At 38.7% G+C, this 12,993-nt stretch carries 10 protein-coding genes; 9 read left to right on the plus strand and 1 reads right to left on the minus strand.

Going from position 1 to position 12,993, the window contains the following annotated elements; all coding sequences use genetic code 11:
* Positions 1 to 18 precede the first annotated feature (18 nt).
* The gene (locus GVT53_RS03830; RefSeq protein ID WP_166247501.1) at positions 19 to 618 is read right to left on the minus strand and encodes an RNA polymerase sigma factor; all 600 of its coding nucleotides are present in this window, start codon (positions 616 to 618) and stop codon (positions 19 to 21) included.
* A gap of 223 nt (positions 619 to 841) precedes the next feature.
* Between GVT53_RS03830 and GVT53_RS03835 the strand changes: the two genes are divergently transcribed.
* The 9 genes from GVT53_RS03835 to GVT53_RS03875 all read left to right on the plus strand — a co-directional run bounded on the left by GVT53_RS03835 (position 842) and on the right by GVT53_RS03875 (position 12,992).
* Entirely contained in the window at positions 842 to 1,987 is a 1,146-nt protein-coding gene (locus GVT53_RS03835; RefSeq protein ID WP_166247502.1) for a FecR family protein, read from the plus strand.
* A 159-nt stretch (positions 1,988 to 2,146) separates the two neighbouring features.
* Positions 2,147 to 5,482, plus strand: coding sequence for a TonB-dependent receptor (locus GVT53_RS03840; RefSeq protein WP_166247503.1), 3,336 nt, complete (start codon positions 2,147 to 2,149; stop codon positions 5,480 to 5,482).
* Positions 5,483 to 5,484: 2 nt separating this feature from the next.
* Positions 5,485 to 6,942: a RagB/SusD family nutrient uptake outer membrane protein gene (locus GVT53_RS03845; protein ID WP_166247504.1), complete on the plus strand. Its 1,458-nt coding sequence runs from the start codon at positions 5,485 to 5,487 to the stop codon at positions 6,940 to 6,942.
* Positions 6,943 to 7,311: 369 nt separating this feature from the next.
* Positions 7,312 to 8,883, plus strand: coding sequence for a sulfatase family protein (locus GVT53_RS03850; protein WP_240905129.1), 1,572 nt, complete (start codon positions 7,312 to 7,314; stop codon positions 8,881 to 8,883).
* Positions 8,884 to 8,988: 105 nt separating this feature from the next.
* Positions 8,989 to 10,020 (plus strand): formylglycine-generating enzyme family protein, encoded by a 1,032-nt coding sequence (locus GVT53_RS03855; RefSeq protein ID WP_166247506.1) that lies wholly within the window; start codon positions 8,989 to 8,991, stop codon positions 10,018 to 10,020.
* A gap of 404 nt (positions 10,021 to 10,424) precedes the next feature.
* Positions 10,425 to 11,249, plus strand: a complete 825-nt coding sequence (locus GVT53_RS03860; RefSeq protein ID WP_166247507.1) for an RteC domain-containing protein — start codon at positions 10,425 to 10,427, stop codon at positions 11,247 to 11,249.
* 269 nt (positions 11,250 to 11,518) lie between these two features.
* The gene (locus GVT53_RS03865; RefSeq protein WP_166247508.1) at positions 11,519 to 11,797 is read left to right on the plus strand and encodes a helix-turn-helix domain-containing protein; all 279 of its coding nucleotides are present in this window, start codon (positions 11,519 to 11,521) and stop codon (positions 11,795 to 11,797) included.
* Entirely contained in the window at positions 11,794 to 12,333 is a 540-nt protein-coding gene (locus tag GVT53_RS03870) for a hypothetical protein (protein WP_166247509.1), read from the plus strand. The genes GVT53_RS03865 and GVT53_RS03870 overlap by 4 nt, the downstream gene beginning before the upstream one ends.
* Complete coding sequence (locus GVT53_RS03875; RefSeq protein WP_166247510.1) at positions 12,330 to 12,992, plus strand: ATPase; 663 nt, start codon at positions 12,330 to 12,332, stop codon at positions 12,990 to 12,992. Before GVT53_RS03870 ends, GVT53_RS03875 begins: the two co-directional genes overlap by 4 nt.
* The last annotated feature ends 1 nt before the right edge of the window (position 12,993 follow it).

A 12,993-nucleotide genomic window follows, 5' to 3' on the forward strand; every position in this document is an offset into this window, starting at 1 on the left:
AATACAAATACAGGGAAACTATTCCGCCCTGAGGTTTTGCCGAAATCCGAACAATAAAAAAAGGATTATATCTGTCTTGTTCCCTACATTTTCACGAATTTTTGAAAAAGCGATGTTGATATGCCGTTCGATGGTATTTTTGGAAATATTCAAATATTCCGCAATTTCAATATTGGTCAACCCCTCTTTTTTGCTCAAAAGAAAAACCTCTTTACACTTAGGAGGCAATTCTTGTATAGCTTCCCTGACCAAACCAATCAATTTTTCTAAAGCATCTTCATCTTTATCCTCAACGATTCGCCCCAATTCTTCAATGTATTTTTTCTCAAGAGCAGTAACTGATTGGTTCCTCTTGTATTCATTTATACAAGCATTATAAACCGATTTGTACAAATAGCTTTTAATAGAAAAATTGGTTTTCAAATTGTCGCGTCTTTCCCAGACCTTTATGAAGACGTTTTGTACAATATCTTCTGAAGCAGGGATATCGTTCATCAAACTGTTGGCGTACAAGCACAGCTTATGGTTATAAGTATCTACTAAATATGCATAAGCATTGGTATCCCCATTTTTTAAATAGCGAATTAAATCAGAATTATTGTTACAGTTATCTTTCATGGTCAAGACCGGATAATTCTATCTAGTTTGGTTAACTAACTCATAAAAAATGGTATACCCATAAATGTAATACTTAATCAATAATGCATTGTTAACCTTCCAAATGTAGGAATTTGAACCAAATGTGAAAAAAATACTGCCAAAATATTAAAAAAAATGTCTAAAACTTGGTGGTATGATAAAATGACTTTGTACTAAGTATAGTGATTTTGTTTAATCCAAGATGAAGAGCGCAGAAAAACTCATTATAAAATATCTGAATAATTCCATTTCAAAAAAAGAGTGGGATAAACTGAACTCGTGGTTTGAGAAATCTGGAGACAAAAAACTTTTTAACGAGTATATAAAGATCAATTACGTAATCGAAGATATAATGAGTGAATTCAATACAGAGAAAACCAAAAAAACTTTATTGGAAATAATAAAAAAGGATAAACGCTCCTTGATCGTCATGAAGATTACCAAATATTTAAAGTATGCAGCTGTTGTAGTGATACTTTTGGGTAGCGGATATTTTTTTCAACGAGATTTTTTTTCGAACAAAACTGAAAATATAGCTTTCCCCAGTGAAGACGTAATTACCTTAGAGCTTGAGAATGGAAATCTTGAGGTGCTTTCTGAAGGTGGGGCCACGGAGATAATAAATGCTCAAGGTGAGGTAATAGGAACACAAAAAGGTAATCGACTGACTTACAATAAAGCTCCTATTGAATCAGAAGAATTGGTTTATAATCAATTGACGGTTCCATTTGGAAAACGATTTGAACTTGAGTTGTCAGATGGATCTATTGTTCATCTCAATGCGGGAACATCTTTAAAATATCCAATCAGTTTTTTAAAAGAAGGTGAAAGAGAGGTTTTCTTGGTAGGGGAAGCTTTTTTGCATGTGGCCAAAGATTCAAAACGTCCTTTCACGGTCAGCACTTCCGATAACTTTGAGATTCAGGTTTTGGGTACCAGGTTCAATGTTTCTAATTATCCTGAAGATATAACAACAGAAGTTGTTTTGGTTGAAGGTTCGGTGGGTCTGCAAACAGACAAGAAAAGTGAAGGCATTATTCTTGAGCCGGGTTTTAAAGGAAGTTTTGATAGGCAACAAGGAAATATTGTCACAAAACCTGTAATAACCGATGTGTATACCTCATGGATGAAGGGAGAGCTGGTTTTCAGGAGAATGAGTTTAGAGAATATCTTAAAGAAATTGGAAAGGCATTACAATATTACCATTGTAAATCAAAATTTAAAATATTCCAAAAAAAAATTCAATGCCAATTTTGGTGATGAACCCTTAGAGGTGGTATTGAACTATTTTAAGAATACCTACGGTATAAACTACACCATTAATGCCGATAAAGTCATACTTAAATAACCAAACTAAACCAAAGCGCCAATGAAATAAACAACTGAATTATGAAATAAGGTCTATTGTTCATTTTTTCAAAAGAAAAATCGGAAAATGCGCGAACATTTCCCGATTTGGATAAAGTGATTAGACCAAAGTTTAACCACATTAATACACTATAAAATTATGAAAAATCTTCTGAAACGAACGAAGGGTCAAACTTCGTTGTTCAATTTTGATTTAAAGATGAAACTTAGTGCCCTCTTATTGTTGACAGGTCTTTTTGCATTGCATGCAAATGAAGGTTATTCTCAAAGAACCAAGGTCACTCTTGACATGAACAATATTACCATCGAGCGGTTTATTGATGAAATTGAAGATAAAACAGAATTTAGGTTTTTTTATCTTCTTGAAGATGTCGATTTAAAAAGAACTGTATCGGTAAAAGCAAAAAGGGAAAAAGTAAATTCTGTATTGGATCGGGTATTTGCGGGAACAAAGACAACATACCAAATTGACGACCGGCAAATATCGCTTGTAAAACGGATACAATCAGAAACGAAAGTCAAGGAACAGGCTCAAAAAGCTGTTCAGGGAAAAGTCAATGATGAAAATGGAACACCCCTACCCGGTGCGAATATTTTAGAGAAAGGTACGACCAATGGAACCCAAACAGATTTTGACGGAAATTTTACTATAAATGTAGCGGATGAAAACGCGACTTTGGTGGTGTCTTATCTGGGCTTTACCACGAAAGAGATTGCCCTTAATGGCCAAACCTCTGTTGAAGTTAGTTTGGCGGAGGATTCCGCCAAATTGGATGAAGTGGTAATAATAGGTTATGGGAGTGTTAAGAAAAGTGATCTGACCGGTGCGGTGAGTTCCATACGTGGAGATAAATTAAATACCGACTCACAGGCATCGGTTGATCAAATAATTCAAGGAAGAATCCCTGGTGTGCAGGTTACACAATCCAGTGCTGAACCGGGAGGGAATTTTTCCATTCGGATAAGGGGAACCAATTCCATTACCGCGGGAAATGAACCCCTGTATGTTATAGACGGACTTCCAGGTGCCAACCCGGGAAATTCTTTGAACCCCTCTGATATTCAATCAATAGAAGTATTAAAAGATGCTTCAGCAACAGCTATTTATGGGGCCAGAGGCTCAAATGGGGTTATTTTGATTACTACCAAAAAAGGCCGGAAAGATACCAAACTGGAAATTAATTACAATACTTCTATAGCCTTTCAGTCAGCTGCAAAGAAACTGGATTTAATGAATGCGCAAGAGTACATGTCTTTTTACAATGATGTACATGTAGACAGGGGCAATGAGCCTCCATTTAGTCAAGAAGATATTGTGGCAATAGGTCGGGGAACGAACTGGCAGGATGAGATATTGCGATCGGCCCCGATTTATGAGCACCGCCTTTCACTATCCGGAGGTTCCAGTGATACCCAATATTATTTATCATTGAATTATTTTGATCAAGATGGAATTGTCATCAATTCAGGGTTCAAAAGATTATCAGGAAGGCTAAACCTTACACATTCCATTGGAGAAAAATTAAAGGTAGGTTTTAACTTGAACACCAGTTCTGAGCAAGAAAATTTGATTCCATTGGGACTTGGGGTCAATGCCGAGGCAGGAACCATTGCCACTTCTTTGCAATTGCCACCGACCTTACCGGTATTCGATGAGAATGGAAATTTTTCCATCAGTTTGCAGGATTTAAGTAATTCCGTTGCCCAGGCCAAGACCATTGATGAACTTGTAAAAACTACACGCGTCTATGGAAATGCCTTTGTCGAATACGAATTGATCAAAGATTTAAAAACAAAGATCAATGTTGGATACGATCAAAGTTTATTGCGCGGTGATTTATTTATGGACACCCAAACCCAAAGAGGAGTACTCGATGAAGGTAGGGCTACCCGGAATTTTGAGGAGAGCAGTAGTTATTTGTTTGAATTTACCGCCGATTATAATTTGGCATTTGATGATGGGAAACACAAAGTGAATCTTCTTGGGGGATATTCTTTTCAAGAATTTGAAAACTCTGATTTTTTTGCCGCAGCTCAAAACTTTCCAACAAACTCATTTGGTTCAAATAATTTGGGAGCAGGGGATCCCACTAAATTTGATGTAGGCTCTTTTAAAAGTGAAAATACCATTGTTTCCGGTTTCGGAAGGATAAACTACAATTTCGACGATAGATATTTGTTGTCCGGTTCATTTAGGGCAGATGGATCATCAAGGTTTGGAGAGAACAACAAGTTTGCCTATTTCCCATCTGGGGCCATAGCGTGGAATATTTCCAATGAATCGTTCTATCCCGAAACCAGCCTTATATCCAATCTAAAGCTTAGGGCAAGTTATGGGGAAAGTGGTAACCAGGAAATTGCGAATGGAAGATCGTTGACCCTTTTGGGGTCTGGTCCAATTGCCGTATTGGATGGTACTGAATTCCAGTCCATTGCTCCAATTCAATTGGCTAACCCAAATCTTAAATGGGAAACAACACAATCATTTAATGCTGGAATCGATTTTGGGCTTTTTGATGGACGAATATCCGGTACGATAGAATATTTTCGTAATAACACCAGAGATTTATTGCTTTTGTTGCCAATTCCAACAACATCAGGTTTTTCCAATTCATTGCAGAATGTTGGAGATACAAGAAATAGTGGTTTTGAATTTAATATCACATCCCGGAACTTTCAAGGAGAAAATTTTAGCTGGACAACGGATTTGAATTTTGCGACTTTAAAGAACGAAGTCACAAACCTAGGTGAACTACCCAGAATACTTCAAGGAGAAGAAAGGTTTATGACAGAATTTACACTGTTGGAAGTGGGCAAGCCTATTAATTCATATTATGGTTATGTATTTGATGGTGTATTTCAGAACCAACAAGAAGTAGACACCTCACCAAGTCAAGCGAATGCAGCACCGGGATCCAGAAAGTTTAGGGACATTAATGGTGACGGGGCAATAGATGTTGAAGACAGAACTGTCTTGGGCGACCCATTTCCCGATATAACATTGGGATTGAACAATTCGCTCAACTATAAAGGATTTACCTTTGACTTCTTCCTGGAAGGGAAATTTGGTTTTGAATTGGCCAATTTTACCAATTTGGATTCTGAAAATCCTATTGATGACCTAAGGAACAGACAGCGTTATGTGCTAAACAGGTGGACACCTGAAAACCCCACCAATGAACACCCTTCTTTTGTAAACCCTTCACGCACCTTTGATTTTAATAGTAGGGTGGTAGAGGATGCCTCATTCTTAAGGCTGAGATCCGCAAAACTGGCTTATTCGTTCCCCAATTTGAACATTAAGGGGGTCAAGGCACTTTCAATTTATACATCTGGTCAAAATCTATTTACCATAACTGACTATAGGGGCTACAATCCAGATGTAAACTCTTTGGGTTCGTCAAATGTAAGAATTGATTATAGCGCATATCCACTTGCAAGGATTTATTCACTCGGTATTAATGTAACATTTTAACCATGGAAAAGATTAAAAAATATTGTGCACTTATAATAGTAGTAATTTGTGTATTGGCTCTGTCCGTTGGATGCGAAGATCAATTGGACGAGAAGACCTATACAGCATTGAGCCCTCAGGATTTCTTTAAAACAGCGGAAGATATCGAAGTAGTACTTAACTCCGTTTACGGTGAACTGAGATATAGTGATATAACCCGTGACGCCGTAACCTTACAAGAAGTAAACACAGATATTCATTTTGAGCGAAGTGGAGGTATTTTTACCCATAATCAACCCATTGAAGAATTTGTATGGACCTCTTCCCACCAATGGATAAAAAGCTCGTGGGAACGGAGATATAGAGGTATCTATAAGGCCAATACTGTGATAGACAATATCTCTTTGCCTGAAATGGATGAAAATAGAAGACAAGAAATATTGGCAGAGGCCAGATTCCTAAGAGCCTTTAATTATTATTTGCTATTTGACTTTTTTGGTCCGGTACCCCTAATCACTTCCAGTGAAACGGATGTAACGGATCGTCCAGAGCGTGCTTCCGAGACCGAGATGATTTCATTTATTGAATCCGAGTTATCGGAAATAAGTAATATCCTCCCGATAAATCCGCCTAAAGACCAGTACGGCCGCCCGACAAAAGGGGCTGCTTTAGCGGCATTGACCAAATTTTATATGATGAACAAAAAATGGCAGGAAGCTGCCAATACTGCAAAACAAGTAATGGACCTTGAGGTATATGACCTGTTCACTGAAGGTGAAAGGACAGCGTTGTTCAGCCCGGAAAATCAACGGGACAATGAGTTCATATTTGTTTCAGTAATGTCGGATACGCCCGATGACATAACTGGAGACGGATGGCTGAGCCATGTGGTTCCAAGAGGGTATCAATGGCAATACCCGCCACGACAGATATTCGCTGCAGAATATAAGATATGGTCAGATTTTTTAGAGCTTTTTGATGCCGAAGATGAACGATTGGATGCCTTCTTGCTTGAATTCGTAAATGAAGATGGCGAAACCATTGTATTGGGTGAGGATAACGCAAGAAGTTTGAAATTTCCAGAATACCCGAATCAAGGTATAAGTAGATCTTCCGATGATTTTCCGTTTATAAGATATGCCGATATTATTTTATCGCGAGCAGAAGCTTTGAATGAAATCAATGGATTAAACCAAGAATCTGTTGATCTTTTGAACATGATAAGGGAAGCAGCTGGAGTTAGCACTTTGGTTATAAGTGACTTTAACGGCCCAACAGCTTTCAAGGATTTCATTTTGGATGAAAGGGGAAGGGAATTCCATACCGAAGCATTAAGAAGACAAGATTTGATAAGACATGGCAAATTTATTGAAATGGCCATTGATCGGGGCAAACCGGCCCAAGCTTTTCATGTTAGATACCCAATTCCTCAAACGGAAATTGAACGTAATCCTAACTTAACGCAAAATGAGGGGTATTAGGGAAATGGGAAATTCGGAAACATAAGAAAACCTACATACCCTTATATGGGTTCGGGCCTGAACACTGTAAAAAGTTGTTCCAAAACAATGAATCAGTTTGACTATTTAAGTTGAATTAGTTTGAATCGCACCCCGTTAAACCAATAAGTAATGGGGTGTTTTTTGATTCGAAGTCAATTAAATGTAGGGAAAAGCATGGTTGGTTAACATACCGCCAACTAGACAGAATGAACTATTCAAAAACTATAAATTAAAATGCTAAAAACTAATTTCTATAAGATTATGAAAAAATGCATTTGTTTTCTTTTGGTGTCAAATCTCATAATTGTGACAATATCTTGCAAAGGTATTAACGAAGATTTAAATAAAATGAAGGAGGACAGTATAAAGGAGAGGCCCAACATTCTTTTTATTATGTCCGATGACCATGCTTATCAAGCATTGAGTGCATATAGTGACAAACTCATAAGCACCCCGAATATAGATAGAATAGCCAAAGAAGGTATGCTCTTTACCAATGCAAGTGTCACCAATTCCATCTGTGCGCCGTCAAGAGCAACCATTCTGACTGGTAAGCATACACATATCAATGGAAAAATTGATAACAGGACCCCTTTCGACACCACACAAGTAACTTTTCCACAATTATTTCAAAAGGCAGGTTACCAAACTGCAATGTTTGGAAAATTGCATTTTGGAAACAACCCTAAGGGAGTTGATGAGTTCATGATACTTCCGGGTCAAGGTTTTTACATCAACCCTGATTTTATCAACAAAAAAGGAGATACTGTTAGAATTGATGGTTATGTAACGGATATAATTACGGATTTAACCTTAAACTGGTTGCAAACCGAAAGAGATTCTACAAGACCATTTATGATGATGTACCTGCACAAAGCCCCTCACCGTCCTTGGTGGCCCAGCCCTGAAAAGTTTGCAGAGTTCTCCAAGAAAAAATTCCCGGAACCGGAATCTTTGTTCGATGATTACGAAAATAGGGGTACTGCAGCGAAAACAGCCGAAATGAATTTGCTCACCCATATGATGTATGGCCACGATAGTAAAGTTTTTCCTGAAACTCTGGCTTTAATGGGAAAAGTGATGCCCGAGGTTCCTGAATATGAGAACAGTTTTTATGGTCCTTATGGTCGTGCCAATGCAGAGCAAAAGGCCAAATATGGTCCTGTGCTGGATTCGATCAATGTAGATTTCAAGAAAAATTGGCCCAGCATGACCGATAGGGAAAAAATGCAATGGAAATATCAAAGATATATGCAAGACTATTTGGGAACCCTAGCCACTGTTGATGAAAATGTAGGGAGAGTCTTAAATTATTTAGACGAAAGCGGTCTCACGGATAATACAATTGTAGTGTACACTTCGGACCAAGGGTTCTATCTTGGCGAACATGGTTGGTTCGACAAACGTTTTGCCTATAATGAGTCTTTTAAGACTCCATTGTTGATACGATGGCCAAATGTCATAAAACCCGGGACCACGGAAGAAGAAATGGTTCAAAACCTTGATTTTGCCCAAACCCTTTTGGAAGCAGCAGGAATTGGGGCACCCAAAGATATGCAGGGTGAAAGCTTGATTCCATTGTTGAAAGGCAATAAAGAAAGCTGGACAAGGAATGGCGTGTATTATCATTATTATGAATATCCGGCAGTACACATGGTCAAACGGCATTACGCCATTGTTACCAAAGAGTATAAACTCATCCATTTCTATTATGATGTTGATGAATGGGAACTATATGATCGGAAAAAGGATCCCAATGAAATGAACAATGTATATGATGACCCTGAATATAGCGATGAAATTGCTTTGTTGAAGAAGGAACTGGAAGAACTGAGAAAAAAATATAAGGATTCAGATGAACTGAACGAAAAATTCATTCAGCAATACAAGGATAATAATTGGATTGATAGGGGGTATTGACACATGGTAACCATTAACACTCACAAGATTGTTGACAAAATGATAGGTCAAAGATAAAATGATTAAAAATAGAAAATCAAGTAATAACTGGTTGTATACAAAAATATGATTAGACTAGTTTCTATCCCGGTTTTATTCGCTGTAATTAGCTCTTGTTCACCAAAAAAGGAGACCCAAGAGAATTTTCATTTGAAAAGTCCGGACAATATGGTCCTAATACCTGCCGGAACATTTTATATGGGTGGTAAAAGCGAACAAGCTGCTTTTGATGAATTTCCAAGGCACAAAGTTTCAGTGTCCCGGTTCCACATGGACATTACTGAGGTCACCAATAGAGCCTTTAAGGAATTCACCGATCAAACGGGTTACATTACTGTAGCCGAACGCAATATCAGTTGGGAAGATTTGAAACAACAACTGCCGGTAGGGACACCAGAACCGGCAGATTCACTTTTAAGGGCCGGTTCACTGGTGTTTACGATGACAGAGGGGCCTGTTGACCCAAGAGACTATTCACAATGGTGGAGATGGACTGTGGGAGCCTCTTGGAGAAACCCCGAAGGCCCTGGATCTACCATAATCCAACGTATGGATCATCCGGTGGTGCATATCGCTTTTGAAGATGCCCAAACATATTGCAAATGGGCCGGCAAAAGATTGCCAACGGAAGCAGAATGGGAATGGGCCTCCATGGGAGGTTTGGATGACCCTGTATATCCATGGGGAAACGAACCAGCTGAAAAATCCTCCAAGAAGGCCAATTTTTGGCAAGGATTTTTTCCATTTAAAAATTCCTTGTTGGATGGTTATCTGACCACGGCACCCGTGAAATCGTACCCTCCCAACAAATATGGCCTGTTTGACATGGCCGGCAATGTTTGGGAGTGGTGTGCCGATAAATACCATTTTCGGGCATACCTTGAGGATAAGAAAAAAGGGGTAGTTGAAAACCCCAAAGGACCAAAGGAATCTTTGGATCCCGATGAACCCAAAATACCTAAATATGTTATCCGCGGAGGTTCGTTCCTGTGCAATGATGACTACTGTAGTGGCTATAGGGTTTCAAGGAGAATGAAATCCAGTATGGATTCGGGTTTTCCCCATACCGGGTTCAGATGTGTAAAAGATTATAACTAAATATTGCGGCATTGAGTTAGTTTTTTTGAGTTAGTTTAGTTTAATCGGGGGTGGTTTGTAACGAACCACCCTTTTTTTAGGAATTGTACGTATCTCCGTAAAGGTTAATAAAGGGGGCAACGAGATTTCATATTCTACCGCCCAAGATTTGGGGATCTTTTGGCTAGTATTTTAAGAGCGTTGTTTCCTTTACTGGAAAGACAAATAGCCCAAGTTTATTGTTTTATAGCATAAAAAGAAAGATATAGAATGTTGACATCGAAAAATTTATATTGGAGTTTTTTTTATGTATTAAACATATAAGAAGGGGGAAATTAAAAAATACTGTGGGCAACGACTATGTAGATAAGATATAGTATAACTGACCAACCTATCACCAAATCAATTTGTAATAAGGTCGGCACATGTTCTATGCATCAATCATAAATAAATTCAATGATAAAATAGCGAAACTAGAGAATAGCGCACAAGAGCAACTTAAAAAAGCTGATATAGGTATTGGTATTGCGGCTTGGGCTCTGGATATCTTCAAAGAAAGTGTTTCCAAAACCGGTTTTGAATCTATCGAAGAGGAGATTGCGTTTTTCAAGGCTATAAAATGTCAGCCCATGAAATATTTGATTCTCTATACCGAAATCCGATCCTGCGAAGCCCGAATGCCTAAATTAGACCTTAAGCTCCAATTATCCTTTCTAGATAAGCAAACTAAAAAGGTTAACCAGTTTTTTACCAAACATACCGAGTTCATTATATATATGAATCAGGGATATACCCATCTTGATGAATACTATTTCACTAGGAAGAACCAGAATAAAAATGCTATTGTTAAGAGCTATCCATATTATAAAGATTCTATATTCAATACATCCCATGATGAGTTATGGGCAAGAATAAAAGGATTTAATATGTACGCGAACTATATAAAGAAAAAGAAAGAATTTCTTAAAAATTGCGAGGGTGGTAAATCCAGCAAACTCATTTGGACCGGCAGCTATGCTGCATTTGTAGAACTGATATATGGCCTTCAAGAAATGGGAACGATTAATAATGGGAATGAGAAAATCAAGAAAGTTATTGAAGTATTAGGGGATTATTTGCAGGTACCGCGGGGAAACCATTCCAGAACCTATAGCGAGCTCAAAGCTAGAAAGGGTACTCAGGTAAAATTCCTTGAAGAAGCCACAAAAAAATTAAGGCAAAAAATGGCGGATGAAGATGATGTAAAATAGTTGATTTACAGTCCGAACTCGGTTGCGACTCGGTTTTTTTGTCTTCCATAAATTTCATGGCCATTTAGTGACCTGGATAAGCTTGATTCAACACCAAATCACGTCAAATACCATCAAAAGAAACAATTGTTAAAATTTGACCGAACTCGGTTCCGACTCTGATGAATTCTCATCAAAGCCTATCAATTTTGTAGAACGAAAGTCAAATCAATGCAAAGCCGCCATTAAAAAAGCGAAACCTTGGCGGCTTTGTTATTAAAACAAGATCAATGGGCGCAACAATCATTACCACCGAAGACCTTTATGAGTTCAAGATGGAACTCCTGGACGAGATCAAACAACTGATACAGGCACATCATGGCCAGCCTTCAAAAAAATGGCTGAAATCCCCGGAAGTCAGGGAGCTATTGGGAATTTCCCCTGGTACCTTACAAAATCTAAGGATCAATGGAACGATACCCTATACGAAAGTGGGGGGTGTGTTGTACTACGAGTATACTGAGATTATGGAAGTGTTGGAAAAGAACCGGATACACAATAAGTTTTGAAAGAGATCAATTATATCCGGCACTTCAATGCGGTATTGGAGCAATTCTCAAAGGACGGTCGATTGAACCCGACCCATATCAGTTTGTACGTGGCTTTGTTCCAGATTTGGAACAACAACTTTTTTAAAGCGGAATTCTATATCAATCGGGACGAAGTTATGGACTTTTCAAAAATCGGTTCCAAATCCACCTATCACAGGTGTATCAAGCAACTCAGTCATTGGAAATACATTCTCTATACCCCATCCCACAATCCGTTCAAGGGCAGCCGGATCAAGATGTTCGATTTTGGGACAAGTACCGGACAGGTGCTGTACCCAAGCCGTACCAAAAACGGGACAAGTTCCGGACAAGCATCGGTACCTATAAACAAACATATACAAACTATAGAAAACAATAAAAACAGGATCGAACGGCAAAATTTTAAAAATTCAATTTTTCAGGAATTTGAAAGCAACGGCAAACAACCCGGCGGTGTCCCATATACGGACAACCTTAAAACGACCAGGGACAAGGATTACAATGAGCCGTTATGAGACACCCCGCACCGCATATCATTACCGAGGGTGGTTCACAGTACAGATTGGGCACACTTGAAGGTCGTTGCATACAATATGATTTTGAGAAGATACTTGCCTATCTGGATGTCAAGGGAAGGCTGCTCTTCGGCAAAAAGTTCAGGATTTACAAAGAGGACCATGAAATCCTGTATAAACTCTGCAACTATCAGGTCAAAAATTGGGGCACCTGTAAAAAGCTGGGCATTGATCCTAAAAAAGGGATTCTGCTTTCCGGTCCGGTAGGTTGTGGCAAGACCAGTTTGATGAGATTGATACGCTATATTACACCGCACTTTACACCCTACGATTTGATTCCTGCCCGGAATATCTCCTTTGCCTTTAATCATATCGGGTATTCCATCATCGAGCAGTACGGCGATCATCGGTTTTACTGTTTTGATGATTTGGGAGTGGAGCCTATGGGTAGACACTACGGTAAAGACTGCAATGTGATGGGGGAAATTTTGCTCTCACGCCATGAGTTGTATCTCAACCATAGAGTCAAGACCCATGCCACTACCAACCTCAATGCCCAGGAATTGGAGGAGCGCTATGGAAACCGAGTTAGATCGCGGATGCGGGAACTGTTTAATTTAATAGGATTTGATAAAGGGAGTAGGGATAAGAGAAAATAAT

It is taken from the genome of Flagellimonas oceani (genome assembly GCF_011068285.1).
Classification (GTDB): domain Bacteria; phylum Bacteroidota; class Bacteroidia; order Flavobacteriales; family Flavobacteriaceae; genus Flagellimonas; species Flagellimonas oceani.

What these genes read in the sequence shown, in the direction of transcription:
- GVT53_RS03830 (WP_166247501.1), bottom strand. Translation starts at nt 618, where the DNA reads ATGAAAGATAACTGTAACAATAATTCTGATTTAATTCGCTATTTAAAA.
- GVT53_RS03835 (WP_166247502.1), top strand. Translation starts at nt 842, where the DNA reads ATGAAGAGCGCAGAAAAACTCATTATAAAATATCTGAATAATTCCATT.
- GVT53_RS03840 (WP_166247503.1), top strand. Translation starts at nt 2,147, where the DNA reads ATGAAAAATCTTCTGAAACGAACGAAGGGTCAAACTTCGTTGTTCAAT.
- GVT53_RS03845 (WP_166247504.1), top strand. Translation starts at nt 5,485, where the DNA reads ATGGAAAAGATTAAAAAATATTGTGCACTTATAATAGTAGTAATTTGT.
- GVT53_RS03850 (WP_240905129.1), top strand. Translation starts at nt 7,312, where the DNA reads ATGAAGGAGGACAGTATAAAGGAGAGGCCCAACATTCTTTTTATTATG.
- GVT53_RS03855 (WP_166247506.1), top strand. Translation starts at nt 8,989, where the DNA reads ATGATTAGACTAGTTTCTATCCCGGTTTTATTCGCTGTAATTAGCTCT.
- GVT53_RS03860 (WP_166247507.1), top strand. Translation starts at nt 10,425, where the DNA reads ATGTTCTATGCATCAATCATAAATAAATTCAATGATAAAATAGCGAAA.
- GVT53_RS03865 (WP_166247508.1), top strand. Translation starts at nt 11,519, where the DNA reads ATGGGCGCAACAATCATTACCACCGAAGACCTTTATGAGTTCAAGATG.
- GVT53_RS03875 (WP_166247510.1), top strand. Translation starts at nt 12,330, where the DNA reads ATGAGACACCCCGCACCGCATATCATTACCGAGGGTGGTTCACAGTAC.